We start from the raw sequence: 24461 nt of genomic DNA, 5'->3' as shown, positions 1-24461 counted from the left end.
TGGGGCTCCTGGGGCGTGGGTGGAGTGGTTTGTGGCCCCCATTGTGTGCCAGGGCGGGCGCTGCCCGGCCGATGGTCAGTGCGGTCGGCGCAATCCCGCGATGAGCAGCTCGACCAGGTGCCGTGTGTCGTAGCGGGGGTCGGCGCCGGCGCCCGCGCAGAGGCTGCCGACGCCGCGCATGAGCTCGTAGGCGTCCTGGCCGGTGCGGATCTCGCCCGCGGCGGCCGCGGCGTCGAGGAGCTGGGTGCATACGGGCAGGAGCCGGTCGAGGAAGTAGGAGTGCAGGGGGTCGAAGCAGGGGTCGTCGGACTGCAGCACGGCCGCGAGCCCGTGCTTGGTGACCAGGAAGTCGACAAAGAGATCGATCCAGCGCCCCAGGGCGGCGTGCGGAGTCTCGCTGGTCGCCTGCAGGGCCGGACTGGCCTCGGCGAGGGCCTCGACCTGGTGCCGGTAGACGGCGACGATGAGATCCGCCCGCGTCGGGAAGTGGCGGTAGATCGTGGCCGTGCCGACCCCGGCCTTGGCCGCGATATCGCGTATCGGCGCCTCGACGCCCGAGGTGACGAAGGCCGCGGCGGCCGCTTCGAGCAGGGCCTTCTCGTTGCGCCGCGCGTCCGCCCGCTTGGGCCGGGCCGCGCGTCCCGCGTCTCGATCGTTGTTGTTCACCGCGCCCTTCCCTTCACCGCCGAGTCTAACTAAACGGGACAGCGTCCCGTAACCTCCGATCGTCAGAGCGGGGTCAGACGGTCGGGGCCCTGCGGGGCATACGCGATCGGGTCGTCCGGCTCATGCCAGTGGAGGGCGAAGCGGTGGCCCGCGCGGTACGCCTCGAGGCCGGCGCGGCAGTACGCCACCATGTCGTCCGGCAGCGCGTCCAGCGGGAACCAGCCGAGCTCGGAGCACTTCCCCGGCTCCCGGTTGACGGGCTCCCGCCCGCCCTCCTGTCCTGCCTCCACCTCGAAGAACCACCCCGTACGGGCCGCCCCCGTGGGCGCCTTGTGCTGCAGCACGAGGACCGCCCGCACCTCGTCCGGACCCAGGGTGAGGCCGATCTCCTCGGCCGTCTCGCGGAGCATCGCGGTGCGGACGTCCTCACCCTCCTCGACATGCCCGGACGGGGCGTGGAGCAGCCCATCCGCATAGCCGGTGTTGGCACGGCGGGCGAGCAGAACCTCATCCCCGCGGCGCAGGATCAGATGGACGTCCACGATCTCGGTATGGCGCCGGGCCGGTGCGAGGTCGGCCACCAGGGCATACCGCTCGTCGTGCACGGCCCGGCCCCACAGCGCCGCGTCCGGCGCGAGCTGCTCGACCGACAGCCGCTCCGTCAGCGGCCCGGCCAGCGCGGACAGCTCGGCGGCGGGCAGCCCGACGGGGTCGGACTCGCCCCACCGCCCCTCGATCAGCACCAGCCGCCCACCCGGCCGCAGCAGCCGGACCCAACGGCGCAGCACCGCCTGCCGGTCCGGCAGCATCCACAGCAGATGCCGGACCAGGACGACATCGAAGCTCCCCTCGCCCACGGGCGGCTCCGCCGCGTCCCCGACGAGCACAGTGGCCCCCGTCCCGGCCAGCTTCGCCCGCGCCAGCTCAACCATCCGGGGCGAGCGATCGACCCCCGTCACCCGGTGCCCCCGCTCGGCCGCGAGCAGCGTGAGACTCCCCGTGCCACAGCCCAGGTCCAGCACGTCCCCCGCCCGCTCGGGCAGCCACCCCCGCAGCCGGGCGGCCCACGCCTCCCGCACGGCCGGGTCGCGCAGCCCATGATCCGGCTCGTTGTCGAAGTCCGCGGCGGCGGCGTCCCAGTAAGCGGTGGTCGAGGTGTCGGCGCACATGCCGCGATGGTCGCACCCACCACTGACAACGTCCCGCGCGAAGAAGGAGACCGGTGACGGAGCGCAGCCGCTGGAAGCGGGCGGGCGAACGTAAGCCCGCGGAGGGGTACCAGGAGTCCACCGAGATCGAGCAGGAGCGCCAGGAGCACCGCCTGTCCATGGCGCTGGCCAAAGTCGTCTACCACCGCCGCACGGAGCTGGGCCTGTCCCAGACCGAACTGGCCGCCCGGTCCGGGCTGACCCAGGCCAAGATCTCCCGGATCGAGGGGTCCGACACCGTGCCCACGCTGCCCCTTCTCGCGAAGCTGGCCAAGGGGCTGAACGCGTCGCTGAACATCGCCATCGACGAGGCCGACGCACACGTGACACTCACCGCCCGCGAAGCCGCCTAGGCCGGCGTCACCGTGGCACTCAGGGGCTCCGCCGCAGGACGAGGGTGACGAAGCCGAGGGTGCCGCGGTAGCCGTGCAGCCAGCCCGTGCGGTGTTCGGCGGCGGCCTTGTACGTGTCCAGGGCGTCGGGTTCGTCGCGGTGGTCCAGGGCCCAGCGGGACAGCGAGCCGGTCCAGGACCACTCGTAGTCGTCCCACTCCCCCGCCGTGCTGACGTGGCCGTAGACGGGTGTCCAGCCCTCGGCGGTGACACGGTCCACGGTGGTGGCGAGATCGGCATAGTCGTCCCAGGTGGCGCCCAGGGCCGAGAGGGCGGCTGCGTCGGGTTCGCGCTCCCAGAAGCCGTCGCCCACGAGGAGATGGCCGCCCGGGGCGAGGAGTTCACGCGCCGCCGCGAGAGTGGGCAGCAGCCCGCCGAAGGCGTGCGCGGCGCCGACGCTCAGCACCACGTCGAAGCGGTGCGCCGAGGCGAAGACCGAGGCGTCCATCTCGTGGAGGACCAGCCGGTCCGCGACGCCGGCTTCCTCCGCGCTCTCGCGTGCCTGCTCCAGGGCCGCGGTGTGGATGTCCACCCCCTCGGCACGCATCCACGGATAGCGGACCAGAAGCCGCCGCAGCCAGGCGCCGCCTCCACAGCCGAGGTCGAGGGCGCGGTCGGCCTCGTCCGCCACCGCCCGGTCGAGCAGTCGGGCCACCGATTCGTCGGCGAGCGGGGCGGCGATCGGGTGGTCGGCGTGCGCGAGGTGGGATCTCCGTTGACGGTCCATCCGCTCAGCGTGCCAAGGTCCGCCCTCCACCGCAGCTGCTTTCTCAGGGCGAACGGCTGCACCGGGCGGCGCCGCGCGCCCCGGCGCGCCGGGGCGCTGGTGATCGCCGCGTCGATGGTCGGCGGGGTGGCCGCGGGACCGGCCCTCGGCAGCGCGATCGAGCTGCTGGGGATCCGCGCCCGTACCGCTGCTGGGCGCGGTCTCGGCGGTGTGCCTGGTCACCACTGGGTGGTTGATCCGCGCGACCCGCCCCTCCTGAGCTCCGGCCCGGCGCAGCCCTGTTGGGTGAGAGGTGACCGCCCCGGCCCGAGTCGGCCTGTGGTGCGTAGGCACCAGGACTGGTGCGTGGCTGGTCCGGGTGCACCAGGGAAGACGGCGGCCGGGGACGATGCCCGGCGGGGCGCCGGAAGGAAGGGTTGAAGGCGCGTGAATCTCGCGCATTCCCCTTGCCCGACGGTGTCTGGAAGGACGTCCATGTCCCTAGCTGTAGCTTCCCCGGTCCGCATCGGGCGGCTGTCGATCGGTGCCCTCGGCATCTTGGCACTCGCCCTCGGCACCCTGCAGTCAGTGGTGGAGCCCGCGCTCCCGCAACTGCAGCGTGAGCTGGGGGTCAGTCCTGCCGAAGGGGCATTGATCGGCAACACCTTGCTCATCACCGGCGCGGTCATCACCCCCGTCGCGGGCAAACTCGGCGACCGCTACGGCGGAAAGCGGGTGCTGGTCTGGCTGATGGCCGTGGTCTCGGCCGGTGGTCTGTTGGCGAGCCTGGCGCCGAACCTGCCGGTGCTGTTGCTCGGTCAGATATTGCAGGGCGTCATGGTGGGTGCGCTGCCCCTCTCCTTCATCCTGGTGCGCAAGCACCTCCCCGCACGAGCGTCACAGGTGGCGATCGGGGTGGTCATGGCGCTGTTCACGGGCGGTGGCATGGTGGGGACGCTGATTGCCGGGCCGCTCTCGGAAGAACTGTCCTGGCATTGGATGTTCGCGCTGCCGACGGTCGCGATCATCGTGACGACGTCGGTCCTGATGCGGCTGATGCCGCATGATCCGCCGACCCGCTCGGACGACACGATCGACTGGCCGGGCGTGGTTCTGCTGAGCGGCACCTTGCTCGCGTTCATGATCGGGCTCGTGAGGGTGACGGGCGCCGGTCTGCCGCCCCTCGCGGTCGGTGCCCTCACCCTCCTCGTGGCCGCCCTCGCGACCGCATGGGTCGTCGTCGAGCGCCGGACGGCCTCGCCGATGGTCGATCTCCGCATGCTGGCAAAGCCCGCGATGTGGCATTCGTGTGTGCTCACCTTCGTCATCACGACCAGCTTCGGGATGGTGGCCTTTCTGCTCCCGCAGCTGTTCGCGATATCGGCCGACGGGTACGGCTTTGGACTCAGCACCACCGACATCGGACTGTTCCTGCTGCCGGGCGCCATCGCCGGGGCGGTCAGCGATTCGGTCGGCGGGGTCGTGGCGCGGCGTTTCGGTCTGGGTGCCGTGCTCGTCGGGGGTGCCGTCGTCACGGCGGCCACGACGATCGCCCTGGCGTCGCTGCACACCGCGGCATGGCAGCTCGTCCTCGCGAAGGCGCTGACCGCGATGGCCGCGGGCGTCGCCGGCACGGCGTTGCTCACCCGCGCCGCCGCCGCCGTCGAGACCGGGGACACCGGCATCGCCACCAGCCTGCTCGTGGTGACACGCGTGATCGGCGTCGCCCTGGGCGCCCAGGTCGGCGGCGCGATCCTCGACTCCGGGGCCGACCCGAAGACGGGCCTGCCGACCGAATCGGCCTTCGTCGCAGGTTTCGTCATCGCCGGTCTCGTCGCCGCGTTGTCACTGCTCATTGTCCGTATCACGAAGATCCGTATCACGAAGATCCGTAGCATGAAGAATGGAGTTCAGGCATGACATCTACTGGTCTGTCGATGGACGTGCGTACCACCGCGAAACGCACCGTTCTGATCTCCGGGGCCAGCATCTCCGGACCCGCGCTGGCGTACTGGCTGCACCGGTCCGGATGCGCGGTCACCGTGGTGGAGAAGGCAGGCGCGCTGCGCGCCGGTGGTTACCCGATCGACATCCGCGGTACCGCGATAGAGGTGGTCCGGCGGATGGGGATACTGCCGCGACTGCGGGACGCGCACATCGACTCGCGCCGCTGCACGTTCCTCGACGCCGATGGCGGTGAAGTGGCCTCCCTCAGCCCGAACGCCGTTGCCGGCGGTGTCGAGGGACAGGACCTCGAGGTGCGTCGTGGGGATCTGGCGGCGAGCCTGTACGGAAAAGTCCGCGACGACGTGGAATTCCTGTTCGGCGACTCCATCGACACCCTCGACCAGTCCGGACAAGGGGTCGACGTGACGTTCCGCAGTGGGCGAGGGCGCACGTTCGACCTGGTGGTCGGCGCCGACGGGATGCATTCACACACCCGGGAGTCCCTGTTCGGCCCCGAGGAACAGTTCCACCGCTATCTCGGCTACTGCTTCGCCATCTTCACCATGCCGAACACCTTCGGGCTCTCCCGCGAGGTCATGATGTGGAACACCCCGGGGAAGGCCGCGGCCCTCTACGCGGTCGGGGACAACGACGAGGTGCACGCCTTCCTGAACTTTCACCAGCCGGAGCCGCCGCTCGATGCCCTCCGGAACCCCGACGCCCAGCGGGACCTGGTGGCCACGGTCTTCGCGGGCGCGGGTTGGGAGGTCCCCGGCATGGTGGGCGCCCTGCGCAACGCGGATGACCTGTTCTTCGACACGGCCGGTCAGATCCGCATGCCCCACTGGTCCAGCGGCCGTGTCGCGCTCGTCGGCGACGCCGCGTACGCACCCTCGTTCCTGACCGGACAAGGCTCGAGCCTCGCGCTGGTCGGTGCCTACATGCTCGCCAACGCCCTGGCCACGCACCGGGATCACACCGCGGCCTTCGCCGCCTACGAGGACGGCGTTCGCGAGTTCGTCGCCATGAATCAGGCACTGGTCGACAACGGCGCGGCCACGCTCTTCCCCACCACCGCGCAGGCGCTGGAGCAGCGCAACACCAGGCTGCGCGGCCTCGTCACCCTGCCCTCCGCGCCGGCCCGACCGGCCCACTCGGCCCTTACGCTGCCCGCGTTCGCCCCGGTGCCGTGAGCTCGGACTACGACAGGGGGTCGGTCCCGCCGTCGGGGGCGGCGTGGGCCAGGCCCGTCCGGTAGGCGATGACGACGAGTTGCGCCCGGTCGCGGGCCTCAAGCTTCGTCATGGCGCGCTGCACATGGGCGCGGACGGTGAAGGGGCTGAGGAACATCTGCTCCGCGATCTCCTGGTTGGACAGACCGGTCGCGACCAGAGCCACCATCTCGCGTTCGCGCGGGGTGAGCACGGCGAGCTGCTCGGCGTGGCGCGGCGGGGCGTCGGCCGGTGTGGCCAGGAAACGGGCGACCAAGGAGCGGGTCGCGGCGGGGGACAGCAGCGTGTCGCCGTCGGCGATCGTCCGCACGGCGTCCAGCAGGTCCTCGGCCCCGATGCCCTTGCCGATGAAGCCGCCGGCCCCCGCGCGCAGCGCCTGAGCGACATACTCGTCGGTCTCGTAGGTGGTGAGGATCAGGATGCGGCTGGCACGCAGCTCCGGGTCCGCGCAGATCTCCAACGTGGCGGCGAGACCGTCCACCTCGGGCATGCGGATGTCCATGAGCACCACGTCCGGGCGCAGCTGCCGGGTGAGTCTCACCGCCTCCCTGCCGTCGGCGGCCTCGCCGACCACGGTGATGTCGTCGGCGGAGTCGAGGAGCAGCCGGAAGGCACCGCGCAGCAGGGCCTGATCGTCGGCGAGCAGCACCCGGAGCGTCACGGCGCATCCCCGGCCTCTCCGTCGCCCGTCCGTACGTCGTCCGTCCGTCCGTCCTCTGTCGCGTCGTCGGCCATCCGCCCCTCGATGGTGGTCGCTCCGTCCGTCATCCGCGGCGTGTCCTTGGCGGGCGGGAGGGGCAGCTCGGTGGAGACGAGGAAGCCGCCCTCCGGGCGCTTGCCCGCGGAGAGGTGTCCCCCGACCGCGGTGGCGCGTTCCCGCATCCCGATCAGACCGTAACCGGGCGGACGCTCCGGCATCGTGGGCGCACTCCGTCCCGTGGCCGCATGCGGTCCCGTACGGCCGCCCCTTCCGTCGTCGGCGACGGTGATGGTCACGCGATCGCGGTTCCAGGCGAGGCCCACCCGGGCGCTACCGCTACCGGCGTGCTTGGTCACGTTGGTCAGGGCCTCCTGGACGATGCGGTAGGCGGTGAGGTCCACTCCCGGCGACAGCGGCCTGGCCGTGCCCTCGTGGTGTACCGACACCTCCAGACCCGCGCGGCGGAAGGACTCGAGGAGCGTGGGAAGCCGGGACAGCCCGGGCGCCGGATCGCCGGGCGTGGGCGCGTCCCCGGACTGACGCAACAGACCGACCGTGGCCCGCAGTTCGTCGAGTGCGTGGCTGGTGGTCTCGACCAGCTCCGTCAGGCTCTTGCGGGTCTGCTCCGGGCGGGCGTCGAAGAGGTGGGCGGCGACCGAGGCTTGGGCGTTGGCCAGGGTGATCTGATGGGCCACGAGGTCGTGCAGTTCCCGGGCGATGCGCACCCGTTCCTCGGCCACTCTCCGGCGCGCCTCGCTCTCCCGGGTCTTCTCGGCCCGCTGGGCCCGCTCCTCCACGGCCGCCAGATAGGCCCGCCGGTTGTGCACCGCGTGCCCGAGTACGGCGGCCACCAGCGGGAACGCCGCCACCGCCCCGACCCTGCTCGCGTCCTTCCACGAGAGGGCCCCGAACAAGGGGGTGGAGGCGACCAGCAGCGCCACGGAGGTGAGCGACACCGCGCTCGTCGCGTGCCGTTCGGTGCGCGCGGTGAGCGAGTAGGCGGTGATCACGGCGGGGGCCACGATGAGCGGGCTCAGCAGGAGGCCCGAGAACGGCACCAGCACACCGCTCGCGGTGGTGACCGCCATGGCGGCCAGGGGCGCCCGGTGCCGCACCGGCAGCACGGCGCAGGACGCCACGGCGATGAGGTAGGCGGCGGCGGGCGGCAGTGACAGCGTGCTGCCGTCCTCCTTCAGCGCGCCGCCGAACAGACAGAGCGCGAACGCCGTCGCGGTGATCGCTGCCTCCCGCCACCACATGTCGCGTGATCGCGGGCCACCGCCACCCGTGGTCGTCATGGCCGGCTCAGTCCCGGGACCGGCCGGCGGGGAGCGGCGCGGCCGCCGCGTCCGGCACGGTCGCGGCGGCCGGGACATGCCTGGTCAGTGCCTCACCCTCGATATCCACATTCGGCAGCACACGGTCGAGGATACGGGGCAGCCACCAGGCCCGGTGGCCGAGCAGCGCCAGGACCGCGGGCACGATCGCCATCCGGACCACGAAGGCGTCGAAGAGGACGGCGGCGGCCAGGCCGACGCCCATCGTCTGGATGGTCGGGCTGCTCATCCCGACGAATCCGGCGAACACGCTGATCATGATGATCGCCGCCGCGGCCACCACCCGTCCGCTGTGCCGGAAGCCGCTCACGATCGCCTCGCCGGGGGACGCCCCATGGACGTGGGCCTCCCGCATCCGGGTGAGGAGGAAGACCTCGTAGTCCATGGCGAGGCCGAAGACGATGCCGATGATGAGAATCGGCATCAGCGACATGACCGGTCCGGTCTGCTCGATGCCGAGCAGATCCGCCGCCCAGCCCCACTGGAAGACGGCGACGAGGACACCGAAGGCGGCACCCACCGACAGCAGGAAGCCGAGCGCGGCCTTGACCGGGACCAGGACCGAGCGGAAGACCACCAGCAGCAGGAGCACCGCCAGGCCGATGACCACGGTGAGATAGGGGATGAGGGCGTCGGACATGGCTTCGGAGATGTCGATGTTCATCGCGGTGGTGCCGGTCACCAGGATCGCGGCGCCCGTGTCGGCCTCGACGCCGGAGACCGCGCCCCGGATCGCGTGCACCAGGTCCTTGGTCTCGCCGCTGTTCGGCGCGGTCCGCGGGACGGCGGTGAGGATGGCCGTGTCCTTGGTCCGGCTGAGCGCCGGATCACCGACCGACGCGACCCCGTCCACTCCCCGCAGGGTCGTGACGACCTGGTTCGTGGCGGCCCGGGAGTCCGCGGACTTCGAGGCGTCCACGACCACGGTCAACGGGCCGTTGAAGCCGGGGCCGAAGCCTTCGGACAGCAGGTCGTAGGCGCGGCGCTGGGTGGTCTCCACCGACTTGGACTCGTCTCCGGGCAGCCCGAGTTCGAGGCTCAGCGCCGGTACGGCGACGGCGCCGAGGCCGAGTCCGGCGATCAGCAGCACGGCCACCGGCCGGCGCAGCACGAACCGCGCCCAGCGGGTGCCCATGCGCTTCGCCGGGTTTGCCGCGATGGGTTGCCGGTCGCCCGCGGGTGCGTCGTGGCCGGTCGCGCGATTCCCCGCGTCCCTCCGGGGCGCTCCCGCGGCCTTGCGGTGGGCGCGGGGCAGGCTCCTTCCCCAAGCGCTCGGCTTCGCTCGAGCAGGGGATGCCCCATAGCCGAAGAGGCCGAACAGCGCGGGGACCAGGGTCAGTGCGACGAGCACGGCCAGGGCCACGGCGCCCGCGCCGCCCATGCCCATCTTGGTGAGTTCGGGGATGCCGACGACCCCCAGCCCGACCAGGGCGATGAAGACGGTGGCGCCGGCGAAGACGACGGCGGATCCGGCCGTGCCCACCGCCCGTCCGGCAGCCTCCTCCGGCTCGCTGCCCTGGGCGCATTCGTCACGGAAGCGGGAGGTGATGAAGAGGGCGTAGTCGATGCCAACCGCCAGCCCCAGCATCAGCGCCAGGATGGCGACGGTGGACGTCAGGCCCAGCGGCACGGCCAGCGCGGAGACCAGTCCGAAGGCGATGGCCACGCCCAGCAGGGCGGTCAGCAGCGACAGTCCGGCCGCGACCAGCGACCCGAGGGCGAGGACCAGTACTACGGCCGCCACCGCCACGCCGATGAGCTCCGTCGTACCGCCCGGTTCCTCTTCCGAATCCAGGGCCGAGCCGCCGACCTCCACGGTCAGCCCCGCGTCCCGGGCCTGGTTCGCGGCGTTCTCGAGGGCGCTCTTCGTCGACTCGGTCAGGTCGACGGCGCCCTCGGTGTAGGTGATCGTGGAGTAGGCGATGGTGCCGTCCTCGCTGACCGCGCCGCTCTCATAGGGGTCGGTGGTCGACGCGACCTGATCGTCCCCGTCCAGCGAGCCGAGCGTGTCCTGGACGGCCGCCTTGTTCTCCCTGGCCGTCACCCGCTGCCCGTCCGGGGCCTGGAACACCAAACGGGCCTCGGCGCCCTGGGAGTTGCTCTCGGGGAAGCGCTCGTCCAGCAGGTCGAACGCCTTCTGCGATTCGGTGCCGGGCATGGAGAGGTCCTCTTCCTCTCCGGCCGGTGCCATGGCGGCGGCGGTCAGGGCCAGCACCAGGGCGCCCAGCCACAGACCACCCACGAGCCGGCGCCGCCGGAAGGCCCACCGTCCGATCCGGTAAAGAAATGTCGCCACCTGTAGATCACTCCAGACGCTGTCGGGCAAGGGGAATGCGCGGGATTCACGCGCCTCCCACACTTCCCTCCGGCGCCCCGCCGGGCATCGTCTCCCGCCGCCGTCTTCGCCTGGTGCTCCCGGACCAGCCACGCACGTGTCCTGGTGCGTACGCACCACAGGCGGGGACGGGGCCATCCCCCGTCCCCGCCCGGAGAAGTCCTCTCACCCCAGCCCGGTGAGCCAGTCGGTGAGGTGGCCGGCTGCGGCCGGGGCGTGCTGGTTGACGAGAGTGAAGTGGTTGCCCGCAGTGGTGCGGGTGGTGGTCATGTGGGGAAGGTCCGTCTGCCAGTCGTGCGGCACCGGGTCCGCCCCGTGTGCCGCGGGGAGCGGGTCCGAGGCGCGCAGGAGCAGGGTCGGGAAGGGAGTGGGTGGGGGGGTCCAGGTGTGGATGAGTTGTTCCATCCAGGCGTAGGCGGACAGGTCGGTGGCGGTGAAGCCGCCGGTGTGGTGCTCGCGCTCGTACAGGCCGTGCCACAGGTGGGGTTGGAGGGCGCGGGCGGCGGAGGATTCAAGGATGTAGGTGTCCAGGAGGACGACGGCCCGTACGGGCACCCCGTGGTCGGCGAGATGGCGGGCGGTCTCATGGGCGAGGATGCCGCCGGACGAGGTGCCCAGCAGGATCACCGGGTCGGTGGTGTCACCGCCGGGGCTCGCGGCCACGGCGTGGGCCAGCCCTTCGACGAGGGCTTCGCGGGTGGCGGGCAGTGGCTCGTCGGCGCCGAAGCCGCAGGGCGTCAGGCAGGAGACGTCCCAGGTGTCGGGGAGCGCCCCGGCCAGGGCGAAGTAGGTGTCGGGTCCGGTCAGGGGCACGATGGGGGCCACGCAGACCAGCCGGGTGCCTGTAGTGCCGGTAGTGAGCCGGTCCAGGGTGGACGGCACCGGCCCGGTGCTCTTCGGCCGCAGGGCGGCGAGGTCGAGAAGCAGGGTTTCGGCCTCGTTCCCGCGGCCCGTCCGCACGGCGTCGCGGTGGAGGCGGGCGACCAGGTCGGTCGTCGGGTTCGCGACGGGGCCGTGGTCCTCGGCCCGCGGCGTGGCGAGGTGGTCGAGGAGATGGCCGGCCAGGTCGGCCGGGGTGGGGTGGGTGAGGACGACGGTGCTGGGCAGTGTCGTGCCCATCGCGGCGGCGAGCCGGTTGCGCAGGTCGATGGCGGCGAGCGAGTCCATGCCGTGGTCGCGGAAGGCGGCGTGTTCCTCGATGGCCTCGCCGGATGAGTGGCCGAGGGCGACCGCGGTCTCGCTCCGCACCAGGTCGAGGAGGAGTCGCCGCGCTTCCGCGGGTGGCAGGCTCCGCAGTCGTGCCGTGAAGTCGCCGTGTCCGCTTGTGGGTTCGGGCCCGGTGAGCCCCGCTGCCTCCGGCAGCTCGCTGAAGAACGGGCGGGGAGCGGCCTCGGTGATGACGGGGACATAGCGGTCCCAGTCGATGTCGGCGACCGTCAGCGCGGTCTCCTGTTCATGCAGCGCCTGGGCGAGCGCAGCCAGGGCCAGGTCGGCGTCGAGGAAGGACATTCCGCTGCGCAGGAGTTGCTCGCGGTCGTGCTCGCTCATCCGCCCGCGCGCCTCCTCCCAGGGGCTGTAAGCGATCGCCGTCGCACGGGCGCCGCGGGCGCGGCGCTGGGAGGCCAGCGCTTCCAGATACGCGTTGGCCGCAGCCTGTGCGGCGTGGTGGCCGATGCCCCAGACGCCGGAGATCGAGGAGAACAGCACGAAGGCGTCCAGGCCGGTGTCATCGAGCAGTTGGTCGAGGTGCACGGCGCCGGCCACCTTGGTGTGCAGCGCCTCGGCGAAGTGGTCGGGGCCGGCCGTGGAGAGCGGGCCCAGCGGGCTCGTCCCGGCCGTGTGCACCACGGCGCGCACCGGATGGCCGTCCGCCGAGAGCCGGTCGAGCAGGTCGGCCACGGCCGCCCGGTCGGTCAGCTCGCACGGCACCACCTCGGCGGTCGTCCCCCGGGCGGTCAGCTCCGCCACCAGCTCCGCCGCGCCCGGTGCCTCCGGGCCACGCCGGTTCATCAACACCAGGTGTTCCGCGCCCTGGTGGGCCAGCCATCGGGCGACCCGGCTGCCCAGCGCCCCGGTGCCGCCGGTGACCAGGGTCGTGCCGCGGGGCGCCCAGGTGCCGGGCGAGTCGGCTCGTGCCGGTGCCCGCACCAGTCGCCGGACGAGGACGCCCGAGGGGCGCACCGCCGCCTGGTCCTCCCCCAGGTCCGCCGAGAGCAGCGCGGCGAACCGCCCGGCCGCCTCGGGGTCGAGGCGCTCCGGGAGGTCGGCAGGACCGCCGCACAGCGACGGTGCCTCCAGGGCCGCGGTCCTGGCGAGTCCGAGGACCATCGCCTGCCGCGGGTCGCGGACCGGGTCGGCCGGGCCGGTGGAGACCGCGCCGCGGGTCACCGTCCACAGCGGCACCTCGGCCCCGGCCGCCATCAGCGCCTGGACCAGCGACACGCTGAGGGCCAGACCGGCCGGCAGCGCGGGTTCGCCGCTGTCCGCCTCCTCGGCCGCCGCGAGCAGCGACACCACTCCGGCCGCCCGGTCGAGGCCGACCTCGGCGAGCTGTGCGGCCAGCCCCTGTGGGCCGGTGCGGGTCACGTCGGGGACCACGCGGCGCGCCTGGGCGCCGTATGCGGTCAGCGCGGCCACCACATCGGTGTCGTCGATGGAGTCGGTGGTGAGGACCAGCCAGGTTCCGGTCAGTGACGGGCCGGCGGGGACGCGCAGGGGTGTCCACACCGTCCGGTAGCGCCGCCGGCCGGTCAGCGTGTGCTCGTCCTGCCGCCTGCGCCACGCCGACAGCGCGGGGAGCACCGAGTCGAGCGCGCCCTTGCTCTCGGGTTCGAGCCCGATCAGCGTGGCGACCGCGGCGCTGTCCCCCTGGTCCACGGCGGTCCACAGCGGCTCGTCGGCCCCTGTGGCGGTGCCGGCCGGCGAGGTGGACGGGGCGGGCGGGGCGATCCAGTACGACTCGTGCTGGAAGGCGTAGGTGGGGAGGTCGACCGTGCGGCCGCCGGGGAGCGCCCTGGTCCAGTCGACGGGCGCGCCGTGGGCGTACGCCTCTCCGAGCGAGCGCAGGACCCGGTCCCATCCGCCGTCGTCCCGGCGCAGGGTGCCCAGGGTGACCGCCGGGCTGCCCGCGTGCTCGATGAGTTCGCTGGTGCCGACCGCGAGCACCGGATGCGGGCCGACCTCGATCATGACGCCGTAGCCCTCGCGCAGGAGACCGGTCATCGTCTCGGCGTAGGACACGGTCTGCCGCAGGTTCCGGCACCAGTACCGGGCGTCCAGCCCTTCGGTGTCGAGACGGCCCCCGGTCACCGTGGAGTAGAACGGCACCTCCGACGGGCGGGGCCGCACCGGAGCCAGCAGCTCCAGCAACTCGGCCTCGATCTCGTCGATATGCGCCGAGTGGGCGGCGAAGTCCACCCCGGCCAGCCGCCAGCGCATGATCCTGGCGGCGGACAGACCGCGCTCGACCCGGTCGAGGGCGGCCGGATCGCCGGAGAGGGTCACCGTCTTCGGTCCGTTGACCGCCGCGATGGACACCGCGCCGGACACCTCGTCCAGCAACTCCCCGATCCGCTCCGGCGATGCCATCGCCGACATCATCGCGCCGCGTCCGGACAGGCGCTCGTGGATGAGCCGGCTGCGCAGCGCCACCACGCGGGCGCCGTCGTCCAGCGAAAGGCCGCCGCTGACGCAGGCGGCGGCCACCTCGCCCTGGGAGTGGCCGACGACGGCGGCGGGCTCGACGCCGAACGAGCGCCACAGCGCGGCGAGCGAGACCATGACCGTCCACAGCACGGGCTGCAGCACATCGGGGCGCTTCTCGATCGGCGGAGCGCCGGGCTCACCGCGGATCACATCGGTGGGCGACCAGTCGAGGTACGGGGTCAGGGCCGCCTCGCAGTCGGCGACGCGCGCGGCGAAGACGGAGGAGGCATCGAGCAGTCCGGCCGCCATCCCGGCCCACGCCGCGTCCTGCCCGGGGAAGACGAAGACCACCGGGCCGCGCTCGGGCGCCGTGCCGCGCACCGCCGCGGGATCCGAGGTGCCCCCGGCCAGGGCCGCCAGGCTTCCGCGCAGCGCCGCGGGATCCTCGCCGACCAGCACCGCCCGATGCTCGAACGCGGCACGGGTCGTGGCCAGGGAATGCCCGATGTCCACCGGGTGCGCCCCCGGGTGGGCGTCCAGATGTGCGAGCAGTTTCGCGGCCTGGGCGCGCAGCGCTCCGGCCGACTTGCCCGCCAGCGGCCATGCCACCGGCCCGTCCCACACCGGATCCGGGACCGGGGCGCTGGGCGCCGGGGCCTGCTCCAGCACGGCGTGGGCGTTGGTCCCGCTCATGCCGAACGCGGAGACCGCGGCCCGCCGCGGACGGCCGAGGTCGGGCCACGGTGCCGCCTCGGTCAGCAGCTCGACCGCGCCCGAGTCCCAGGCGATACGGGAGGACGGCTCGGCGGCGTGCAGCGTCTTCGGCAGGACGCCGTGCCGCATGGCCATCACCATCTTGATGACACCCGCGACACCGGCGGCCACCTGCGTGTGTCCGATGTTGGACTTGACCGAGCCGACCAGCAGCGGCGGGTTGCCGCCCCGGTCCTGGCCGTAGGTGGCCAGCAGCGCGTGCGCTTCGATCGGATCGCCCAGTGCGGTGCCGGTTCCGTGTGCCTCGACCACATCGACGTCACACGCCGCGAGACCGCTGTTGGCGAGGGCCTGCCGGATGACCCGCTGCTGCGCGGGCCCGCTCGGCGCGGTCAGCCCGTTGGAGGCGCCGTCGGAGTTCACCGCCGACCCGCGGACCACCGCCAGCACCTGGTGGCCGTTCCGGACCGCGTCCGAGAGCCGCTCCAGCACCAGGAGACCGGCGCCTTCGGCGATGCCCATGCCGTCCGCCGATTCGGCGAACGGCTTGCTCCGCCCGTCGGGCGCCATGACCCGGTGCCTGCTCAGCGAGACCAGCAGGTCCGGGCCGGTCAGCACGGTGGCACCGCCCGCGAGGGCCAGGGTGCTCTCCCCCGAACGCAGCGACTGGCACGCCATGTGCAGCGCGACCAGCGAGGCCGAGCAGGCGGTGTCCACCGTCACGGTCGGCCCGTGGAGGTCGAACAGATAGGCCAGACGGCCCGAGAGCACGCTGGGGAGCGTGCCGGTGAGCTGGTATCCGTCGGAGTCCGCCGACACCCCCGTGCCATAACTCTGGGCGGTCGCCGAGACGAAGGTGCCGGTCATGCTCGACCGCAGGGACGCGGGGTCGATCCCGGCGCGTTCGAACGCTTCCCAGGTGAGCTCCAGCAGCATCCGCTGCTGCGGGTCCATCGAGACCGCCTCACGCGGCGAGATGCCGAAGAACGCCGCGTCGAACTCTGCCACGCCGTCGACAAAGCCACCCGCCGCCGAGTAGGTCGTGCCCGTCCGCTCCGGGTCGGGGTGGTACGCGCCCGTGTCCCAGCCGCGGTCGGCGGGTAGCGGGGAGATGGCGTCCGTGCCCTCGGTCAGCAACTCCCACAGTTGCTCGGGCGAGCGCACCCCACCGGGGAAACGGCAGCTCATTCCGATGATCGCGATCGGCTCCGGATCGGCCGCCCCAGCTCCCCTACCGCCCGCCGTGATCGCGGCCGGTGCGGCGCTCGTCCGCCGCTCGTCGGTCTCGCCGCCCAGCTCGGTCCACAGATGGCCGGCCAGGGCCTCCGGCGTCGGATGGTCGTAGATCAGGGTGGAGGGCAGGCTCAGGCCCGTCCGCTTCCGCAGGCTGTTGCGCAACTGACCGGCGGTCAGGGAGTCGAAGCCCATGTCCTTGAACGTCCGCCCGCCCCCGGCCGCCGCCGGACCAGCGAGCCCGAGCACCGAACCCACCTGCTCCCGCACCAGCTGGAGCAGGGTGTCCCGGGCCCGGTCGGCCGTCAGCCCGGTCAGCAGGCCGGAGCCGCCACCGGTGGCAGCGGCCCGGCGGACGGCGGCGGTGGGGACCAGGCCGCGGAGGACGGCGGGCACGGTGCCACGCGACCGCAGGGCGGCCCGGTCGAGGCGGGTGGCGAGGACGGACGCCTCGCCCACCGCACCCGCGGTGTCGAAGCAGGCCAGTCCCTCCTCGACGGTGAGCGTCGGCAGCCCGGCCGCGGCGATCCTGCGCAGCTGAGCGGCGCTCAGCCCGGCGGACATACCGCCGCTCTGCGGCCACAGGCCCCAGCCGATGGACAGGCCCGCGAGCCCCGCCGCGCTCCGCCGCCGCGCCAGCGCGTCCAGGAACGCGTTCGCCGCGGTGTAACCGGCCTGCCCCGCGTTGCCGAGGACACCGAACACCGAGGAGAACATCACGAAGGCGGTCAGACCGTGGTCACGCGTCAGTTCATGCAGATGCCAGGCGCCGTCCAGTTTCGGGCGGAACACCGTGTCCAGCCGGTCCGGGGTCAGCGCCCCGATCAACCCGTCGTCGAGCACACCGGCGGCGTGCACCACACCGGTCAGCGGGTGCTCGGCCGGGATCGCCGCCAGCAGGGCGGCCACGGCCCCGCGGTCGGAGACGTCGCAGGCGGCGGCGGTCACCCGCGCGCCCTGCCCGGTCAGCTCGGCCACCAGTTCGTCCGCGCCCTCGGTGTCGGCGCCGCGACGGCCGGCCAGCACCAGGTGGCGCACCCCGTGCGCGGTGACCAGGTGCCGGGCCACCAGCGCGCCGAGACCGCCCAGACCGCCGGTGACCAGCACGGTGCCGTCACCGCCCCAGACGGTGCCCGGCGCGGCCGGGTCCGGGGCGTCGACGCAAGCCAGCCGAGGTATCAGCAACCCACCGGCGCGCACCGCCAGTTCGGGCTCGTCGCCGTCCAGCGCCGCGCGCAGGGTCCCGGCGGCGGCCGCCACCGGATCCCCGGCCTCCGCGGGGTCCAGGTCGAGCAGGACGAACCGGTCGGGGCTCTCCTGCCGGGCCGACCGCACCAGCCCCCACACCGCGGCCGCCACCACGTCAGGGGCCGTACCGGCGGTCGTGGCCACCGCGCCACGGGTCACGAACACCACCCGGGCGGGCCGGCTCCCGCCGGTCTCGTCCGCCTCGTCGTCGTTCAGGTGGTGCCGCAGCGTGTCGAGTACGGACGCGGTGACCGTACGGACCGCCTCCGGCACCGGCACACCAACCGGTGCGGCGACCGGGACCAGCACCGCCTCCCCGGCGCCCACGGGGCCGTGCCCACCGGCGTCCGGCACCGGGGCGGGCAGCCAGTCCAGGCGCAGCAGGGGCCGCGCCGCCATGGCCCCCGCGGTGTGGACGTCCGGCGTACGCAGCGTCAGCGTGCGTGCCGACACCACCGGATGGCCCTCGGTGTCCACCGCGCTCAGCGTGACCGTGTCCTCGCCCGTCGCGCGCAGCCGCACGCGCAGCACCGACGCGCCCACGGCGTGCAGGGACACCCCGGACCAGGCCGCCACCTCGGAGCGAGCCGACGACGCCGACCGCCCGCCGTCCGCCCCGCCGTCCAGCCCGGTCGACGACGCGAGGTGCAGCGCCGCGTCCAGCAGCGCGGGGTGGAGGCGGAAGGCATCGGCATCCTCGGCGATGTGCTCGGGGAGGACGACCTCGGCCAGCACCTCGTCTCCGGCCCGCCAGACCGCCCGGACGGCCCGGAACGACGGCCCGTAGGCGAGCCCGGCCTCGCGCCGCCGCTCGTAGAAGCCGTCCAGGTCGACGGGTACGGCGTCCGCGGGCGGCCACGCCGACCCGGCATCGGCACCGGCACCGGGTGTGCCCGGCGCGAGCGTGCCGGTGGCGTGCCGTGTCCAGGGCGCGTCCGGTGTGTCGGCGGGCCGCGCGTAGACGGCCAGGGTGCGTCGGCCGCCATCGCCGGGGCCGCCGAGCGCGACCTGGATCCGCACACCGTCGTCGTCCTGCCCGGGCAGCACCAGCGGGGCGGTCAGGGTGAGTTCCTCGACGAGACCACAGCCGACCTCGTCGCCCGCGCGCACCGCCAGCTCGACGAATCCGGCGCCGGGGAAGGTCAGGTGCCCGGCCACCACATGGTCGGCCAGCCACGGCTGCGCCGCCACCGACAGCAGCCCGGTGCACAGCAGACCACCGGTCTCGGGCAGCTCCACGACCGCGCCGAGCAGCGGATGTTCCACAGCGCCGAGCCCGGCCGGGACCGCGCCCGCCGAGGTGTCGCCGACGGACGCGGTCCAGTACCGCTCCCGCTGGAACGCGTAGGTGGGCAGCGCGACCCGGTGCGCGCCGGTCCCGGTGAACAGTTCGGCCCACCGGACGGGGACGCCCCGCACATACAGCCGGGCGGCCGCCGCCAGCGCGGTGGACTCCTCGCCGCGGTCCTTGCCCAGCAGCGACACGGCCTCCACGCGCGCCACATCGGGCAGGGCGTCCTGCGCCAGCACCGACAGCGTCGCGTCCGGGCCCAGTTCGAGGAAGGTGTGCGCGCCGGCCCGCGCCGCGGCGCCGACCGCGTCGGCGAACCGCACCGCCAGCCTGACGTGCCGCACCCAGTAGTCGGGGGTACGGATCCGCTCCGCGTCGATCCGCTCACCGGTGACGGTCGAGACGATCGGGATGCGCGGCTCGCCGAAAGCGAGGCCCTCGACGACCGCGCGGAAGCCGTCCAGCATCGGGGCCATCAGCGGGGAGTGGAAGGCGTGGCTGACCCGCAGCCGGGTGGCCTTGCGGCCGTCGGCCGCGAACCGGTCCGCGATCGCCTCGACCGCGTCGGCCTCCCCGGACACCACCACGGCCTCGGGGCCGTTGACCGCGGCCAGTTGCACGCGGTCCTCGGAGCCGGTGAGCAGCGCCGCCACCTCGTCCTCGGTGGCGCGCAGCGCGACCATGGCGCCGCCCTCCGGCAGCTCCTGCATCAGCCGTCCGCGGGCGGCGACGAGGGTGCACGCGTCGGGCAGGGACAGCACTCCGGCCACATGGGCCGCCGCGATCTCGCCGACCGAATGCCCGATCAGCAGATCCGGTGCCGTCCCCCACGACTCCACCAGCCGGTAGAGGGCCACTTCCAGGGCGAACAGCGCGGGCTGGGCGTATGCGGTGCGGTTCAGCAGCTCCGGGTCGTCGCCGAACACCGCCTCCCGCAGCGGCCGTTCCAGTTCGCCGTCCAGCAGCGCGCAGATCTCGTCCCACGCGGCCGCGAACACCGGGAACCGGCGGTGCAGTCCGCGCCCCATGCCCAGTCGCTGGGCGCCTTGGCCGGCGAAGAGCAGCGCCAGCGGGCCGGGGTCGCCCGCCATGCCCTCGGCCACCTTCACGGGCCGCGCGTCGCCGTCTTCCGTACGGTCCGTCGCGGCCAGGAGGACCGCTCGGTGCTCCAGCTCGGAGCGGGTCGTCGCCAGCGAGTAGCCGATGTCCGCCGCTGCCGCGCCGGTGTCGGCCACGAACGCGGCCAGCCGGTCCAGTTGCGCCTCCAGCGCCGCCTCGCCACGAGCCGACACCGGCCACGGCACCACGTCCGGCCCGGCCTGCGTCCGCGGCGCGCCCGAGGGCCGCTCGGCGGTCTCATCGCTGCGGTGCCGCGATGGCTGCTCGATGATCACATGCGCGTTGGTGCCGCTGATCCCGAACGACGACACGCCCGCGCGGCGGGGCCGTTCGGCCGGTGGCCACAGGGTGGGCCCGGTGAGCAGCTGCACCGCACCGGCCTCCCAGTCCACCTGCGACGACGGCGCGTCCACATGCAACGTGCGCGGCAGTACGCCATGCCGCATCGCCAGGATCATCTTGATGACGCCCGCGACACCGGCGGCGGCCTGCGTATGCCCGATGTTGGACTTGAGCGACCCCAGCAGCAGCGGTCGGTCCGGGTCCCGGTCCTGCCCGTAGGCGGCGAGCAGCGCCTGGGCCTCGATCGGGTCGCCCAGCCGGGTGCCGGTGCCGTGCCCCTCCACCGCGTCCACGTCCGACGGGGCCAGTCCGGCACCGGCCAGGGCCTGGCCGATCACCTGCCGCTGCGAGATTCCGTTGGGCGCGGTCAGGCCGTTCGACGCGCCGTCGGAGTTGACCGCCGAACCGCGCAGTACGGCCAGCACCCGGTGGCCGGCCCGGGTCGCGTCCGAGAGCCGTTCCAGCACCAGGACGCCCACGCCCTCGGACCAGCCGGTGCCGTCCGCGGCCTCCGCGTACGCCTTGCAGCGGCCGTCGGGCGACAGGCCGCCCTGCCGGGCGAACTCCACGAAGATGCCGGGCTCCGACATGACGGTGACACCGCCGGCCAGCGCCAGGGAGCACTCGCCATTGCGCAGCGCCTGCGCCGCCAGGTGCATCGCCACCAGCGACGACGAGCACGCCGTGTCCACGGTCAGCGCCGGCCCGCGCAGCCCCAGGGCATAGGCGATCCGCCCGGACAGCACGCTCGGCGAGGTGCCGGTGAGCAGATATCCCTCCGCGGCGCCGGAGCTGTCCTTGAGTCGCGGACCGTAGTCCTGGGCCATCGCGCCCATGAACACGCCGGTCCGGCTGCCGTGCAGCGACGACGGGGCGATCTCGGCCCGTTCGACCGCCTCCCAGCTCATCTCCAGCGCCAGCCGCTGCTGGGGGTCCATGGCTGCCGCCTCACGCGGCGAGATCCCGAACAGGGCCGCGTCGAAACGGTCCGCGTCGTAGAGGAATCCGCCCGCCCTGCCGGTCGCCGTCGTCTCCGGCGCCCATCCCCGGTTGGCGGGCGGGTCGGAGACGGCGTCCACTTCGCCCGACACCAGGTCCCACAGTCCCTCCGGCGAGTTCACCCCGCCCGGGTAGCGGCAGGCCATGCCCACGATCACCACCGGGTCGTCCGCCGGGACGGCGCGGGGCGCGGGCGACGCACCGCCGGTCGGCGGGGCGGTGAGCTCGGTGGCCAGATGGTCCGCGCAGGCGTCGGGCGTGGGGTGGTCGAACAGCGCGGTGTTGGCCACCCGCAGCCCGGTCGCGGCCTTCAGCCGGGTCGCGAGTTCCACCGTCATCGCCGAGTCGAAGCCCAGCTCCTTGAAGGACCGCGCCGGGTTCACCCGCTCCGCGGAGGCGAAGCCCAGCACCACGGCCGTCTCCGTGCGCACCAGCCGTGCCAGGTCGGGGCGGGTCCACGAAGTGCCGGATTCCGCACGCTCCGGCTCCGGCTCCGGGTCGGTGACGTGTCCGGCCATGGCCGCCGGAACGGCCGCAGCGGCGCCCCCTGCGGGCTCCGGCAGCCAGTAGCGCTCCCGCTGGAATCCGTACGTCGGCAGGGCCACCCGCCGGGCACCGGTACCGGCGAACGGCCGCGCCCAGTCGACCGGCGCCCCGCGGACGTACACCTCGGCCAGGCAGCTCAGGAACCGCTCCATCCCGCCCAGTTCCCGCCGCAGTGTGCCGACGGCGAGCGCCCGGACGTCGGCCGCGTCGATGGCGTCGTGCACCGCGGGGGTCAGCACCGGATGGGAGCTGACCTCGACGAAGATCCGGTGGCCTGCTCCGAGCAGCGCCCGGACGGCGGGTTCGAAGGCGACGGTCTGCCGGAGGTTGCGGTACCAGTACCCGGCGTCCATACCGGTGGTGTCCAGCCACTCGCCGGTCACCGTGGAGAAGAACGGCACCTCGGCCCGGTGCGGGGTGATGCCCTCCAGTGCGGCGGACAGCTCCTCGCGCACCCGCTCCACCTGCGCCGAGTGCGAGGCGTAGTCCACCGCGATCCGCCGCACCCGCACATCCGCGCCCGTGAGTTCCGCGAACAGCTCGTCCAGCGCCGCCAGTTCACCGGAGACCACCACCGAGCCGGGCCCGTTCACCGCCGCGATCGACACCCGGCCGTCCCAGCGGCCCAGCCGCGCCTCGGCCTCGGCCCGCGGCAGCGCCACCGACAGCATGCCGCCCGCCCCCGAGAGACGGCGTGCGATGGCCTGGCTGCGCAGCGCCACCACGCGGGCCGCGTCCTCCAGCGACAGCGCACCGGCCACGCACGCCGCCGCGATCTCCCCCTGCGAATGGCCCAGCACCGCGTCCGGGACGACCCCGTGCGCCCGCCACACCGCCGCGAGGGAGACCATCACCGCCCAGGAGGCGGGCTGGACCACATCGACCCGTTCCAGCGACGGGGCGCCCTCGGCCTGTCGCAGCACCTCCGGCAGCGACCAGTCCACATGGGGCGCGAGCGCGGCGGCGCACTCGGCCAGCCGCTCGGCGAAGACCGGGGACTCCGCCATCAGCTGGACGCCCATGCCCGCCCATTGCGAACCCTGGCCGGGAAAGACGAACACCGTCCGGCCCTCGACGTCGGCCACTCCCCGCACCACGCCCGGCGCGGACCGTCCGTCGGCCAGCGCCGCCAGCGCGCCCAGGGCCTCCGGCCGGTCCGGCGCGAGGACAACGGCGCGATGGTCGAACGCGGTTCGTGTGGTGGCCAGGGAGAAGCCCACGTCCACCGGATCGAGCCGCTCGTTCTCCGCCAGATGGGAGGCGAGGCGGGCGGCCTGCGCGCGCAGCGCGTCCCGGGTCCGGCCCGACAGCGGCCACGGCACGGCGCCACCCGCCACACGAGTGCCGTCCGCCGGGCCCGAGCCCATGTCAGTCGTCGCGGGCGGGTCCTCGGGCGTCGGCTCGGTGGCGGACACCAGCAGATGGCAGTTGGTGCCGCCCATGCCGAACGACGACACTCCGGCCAGGGCGCGGCCGTCGCGGTAGGGCCACGGGCGGGTCGCCGACACCACGTCCAGGTGCCACTCGTCGAAACGGATCCGCGGGTTGGGCCGCTCGAAGTTCAGGCCGGCCGGAAGCTCGCCGTTCCGCAGCGACAACACGACCTTCAGCAGGCCCACGATGCCCGCGGCGCCCTCCAGGTGCCCCACGTTCGTCTTCGCCGAGCCGACCAGCAGCGGACGGTCCGCGGCACGGCCCGCTCCGTACACCGCGCCGAGCGCCTCCGCCTCCACCGGATCGCCCACCCGGGTGCCGGTCCCGTGCAGCTCCACATACTGGACCGCCGCCGGGTCGACCCCCGCACGCCGGCACGCCGCCGCCAGCACCGCCCCCTGTCCTTCGGGATCGGGGGTGGTCAGGGCCGTGCCGGGGCCGTCGTTGCCCACCGCGCTTCCCTCGATGACGCAATAGATCTCGTCCCCGTCGGCCAGCGCCCTCGCCAGTGGCTTGAGCAGCACCATCCCCGCGCCCTCGCCGCGGACATACCCATTGGCGCGCTCGTCGAAAGTGAAGCAGCGGCCGTCCGGGGACAGCGCGCCGAGCCGGGCCGCCGCCAGCGCGCTGTCCCGCACCAGGTTGAGGTGCACACCGCCGGCCAGTGCCGTGGCCGACTCCCCGCGCCGCAGGCTCTCGCAGGCCAGATGCACCGCGACCAGCGACGACGACTGCCCGGTGTCCACCACCAGGCTCGGCCCCCGCAGGCCGAGGAAGTAGGACACCCGGTTCGCGATCACGCTGCGGTTCAGTCCGGTCAGGGTGTGATGAGCGATGGCCGCGGGTCCCCTGCGCCGGTCCAGTACGCCGTAGTCGTCCGCGGTCGCACCGATGAACACGCCGGTGTCCTCGCCCCGTACCTCGGCCGGCAGGACGCCCGCGTCCTCCAGGACCTCCCAGCCCAGCTCCAGCGCGAGCCGCTGCTGCGGGTCCATCGCCCGCGCCTCACGCGGCGAGATCCCGAAGAACTCGGGGTCGAAACGGTCGACTTCGTCCAGGAAGGCGCCCCACCCGGTCTCGCCGGAGTCCGCCGCCCCGTCGTCGCCCCAGCGGCCCGGCGGGACCTGTGACACCGCGCTCATCCCGCCGGTCAGCAGCTGCCAGAACCGCGCGGGATCCTGCGCGGACGGCAACCGGCAGGAGATCCCCACTACCGCGACGGCGGTGTCCTGCGGCTGGATTCGGCCAGCGGATATGGAATCAGGTCGGCTCACGGTGCCGCTCCCCACTCGTCGTCCTCACGGGCCCGGCAGGAGTGGCAAGTACTGGCACACGCCGGTTCTCCGAGAATCCGGTGACACCGGACT

General features: G+C 73.5%; 10 protein-coding genes and 1 pseudogene. 4 read left to right on the top strand and 7 right to left on the bottom strand.

Annotated elements, in window-relative coordinates; genetic code table 11:
• Positions 1-75: 75 nt before the first annotated feature.
• A complete protein-coding gene (locus tag ACFYOY_RS18520) occupies positions 76-666 on the bottom strand; it encodes a TetR/AcrR family transcriptional regulator (RefSeq protein ID WP_388588078.1) in 591 nt (196 codons plus the stop codon).
• A 62-nt stretch (positions 667-728) separates the two neighbouring features.
• On the bottom strand, positions 729-1835 hold the full coding sequence (locus tag ACFYOY_RS18515) for a methyltransferase domain-containing protein (protein WP_388588075.1): 1107 nt from the start codon (positions 1833-1835) through the stop codon (positions 729-731).
• A 53-nt stretch (positions 1836-1888) separates the two neighbouring features.
• Here ACFYOY_RS18515 and ACFYOY_RS18510 point away from each other — a divergent pair, with 53 nt between their 5' ends.
• Positions 1889-2227 (top strand): helix-turn-helix transcriptional regulator, encoded by a 339-nt coding sequence (locus ACFYOY_RS18510; protein ID WP_351886125.1) that lies wholly within the window; start codon positions 1889-1891, stop codon positions 2225-2227.
• Between the two features lie 19 nt (positions 2228-2246).
• Here the strand turns inward: ACFYOY_RS18510 and ACFYOY_RS18505 are convergent, their stop codons facing one another.
• Positions 2247-2993: an SAM-dependent methyltransferase gene (locus ACFYOY_RS18505; protein WP_388588072.1), complete on the bottom strand. Its 747-nt coding sequence runs from the start codon at positions 2991-2993 to the stop codon at positions 2247-2249.
• A gap of 56 nt (positions 2994-3049) precedes the next feature.
• Between ACFYOY_RS18505 and ACFYOY_RS18500 the strand changes: the two are divergent.
• The 3 genes and pseudogenes from ACFYOY_RS18500 to ACFYOY_RS18490 form a co-directional block, all read left to right on the top strand.
• Positions 3050-3252: pseudogene (locus ACFYOY_RS18500) on the top strand (MFS transporter); the annotation flags it as partial.
• A gap of 215 nt (positions 3253-3467) precedes the next feature.
• Positions 3468-4892, top strand: a complete 1425-nt coding sequence (locus ACFYOY_RS18495; RefSeq protein WP_351886377.1) for an MFS transporter — start codon at positions 3468-3470, stop codon at positions 4890-4892.
• Positions 4889-6112, top strand: a complete 1224-nt coding sequence (locus ACFYOY_RS18490; protein WP_351886131.1) for an FAD-dependent monooxygenase — start codon at positions 4889-4891, stop codon at positions 6110-6112. The genes ACFYOY_RS18495 and ACFYOY_RS18490 overlap by 4 nt, the downstream gene beginning before the upstream one ends.
• Positions 6113-6119: 7 nt before the next feature.
• Here ACFYOY_RS18490 and ACFYOY_RS18485 read toward each other — a convergent pair whose 3' ends face one another.
• The 4 genes from ACFYOY_RS18485 to ACFYOY_RS18470 form a co-directional block, all read right to left on the bottom strand.
• A complete protein-coding gene (locus ACFYOY_RS18485) occupies positions 6120-6812 on the bottom strand; it encodes a response regulator transcription factor (protein WP_351886134.1) in 693 nt (230 codons plus the stop codon).
• A complete protein-coding gene (locus ACFYOY_RS18480; protein WP_351886137.1) occupies positions 6809-8149 on the bottom strand; it encodes a sensor histidine kinase in 1341 nt (446 codons plus the stop codon). Before ACFYOY_RS18480 ends, ACFYOY_RS18485 begins: the two co-directional genes overlap by 4 nt.
• A gap of 7 nt (positions 8150-8156) precedes the next feature.
• On the bottom strand, positions 8157-10484 hold the full coding sequence (locus ACFYOY_RS18475; RefSeq protein WP_351886140.1) for an MMPL family transporter: 2328 nt from the start codon (positions 10482-10484) through the stop codon (positions 8157-8159).
• A 204-nt stretch (positions 10485-10688) separates the two neighbouring features.
• Positions 10689-24368: a type I polyketide synthase gene (locus ACFYOY_RS18470; protein ID WP_388588067.1), complete on the bottom strand. Its 13680-nt coding sequence runs from the start codon at positions 24366-24368 to the stop codon at positions 10689-10691.
• Positions 24369-24461 lie beyond the last annotated feature (93 nt).

It is taken from the genome of Streptomyces sp. NPDC007875, assembly GCF_042868035.1.
Lineage (GTDB): Bacteria > Actinomycetota > Actinomycetes > Streptomycetales > Streptomycetaceae > Streptomyces > Streptomyces antimycoticus.
The sequence above is the reverse complement of the archived record's forward strand: the minus strand, read 5'-3'. Positions and strand labels throughout refer to the sequence as shown.

Coding starts and splice junctions, on each gene's coding strand:
- ACFYOY_RS18515 (WP_388588075.1), bottom strand. CDS start 1,835: ATGTGCGCCGACACCTCGACCACCGCTTACTGGGACGCCGCCGCCGCG.
- ACFYOY_RS18505 (WP_388588072.1), bottom strand. CDS start 2,993: ATGGACCGTCAACGGAGATCCCACCTCGCGCACGCCGACCACCCGATC.
- ACFYOY_RS18495 (WP_351886377.1), top strand. CDS start 3,468: ATGTCCCTAGCTGTAGCTTCCCCGGTCCGCATCGGGCGGCTGTCGATC.
- ACFYOY_RS18490 (WP_351886131.1), top strand. CDS start 4,889: ATGACATCTACTGGTCTGTCGATGGACGTGCGTACCACCGCGAAACGC.
- ACFYOY_RS18480 (WP_351886137.1), bottom strand. CDS start 8,149: ATGACGACCACGGGTGGCGGTGGCCCGCGATCACGCGACATGTGGTGG.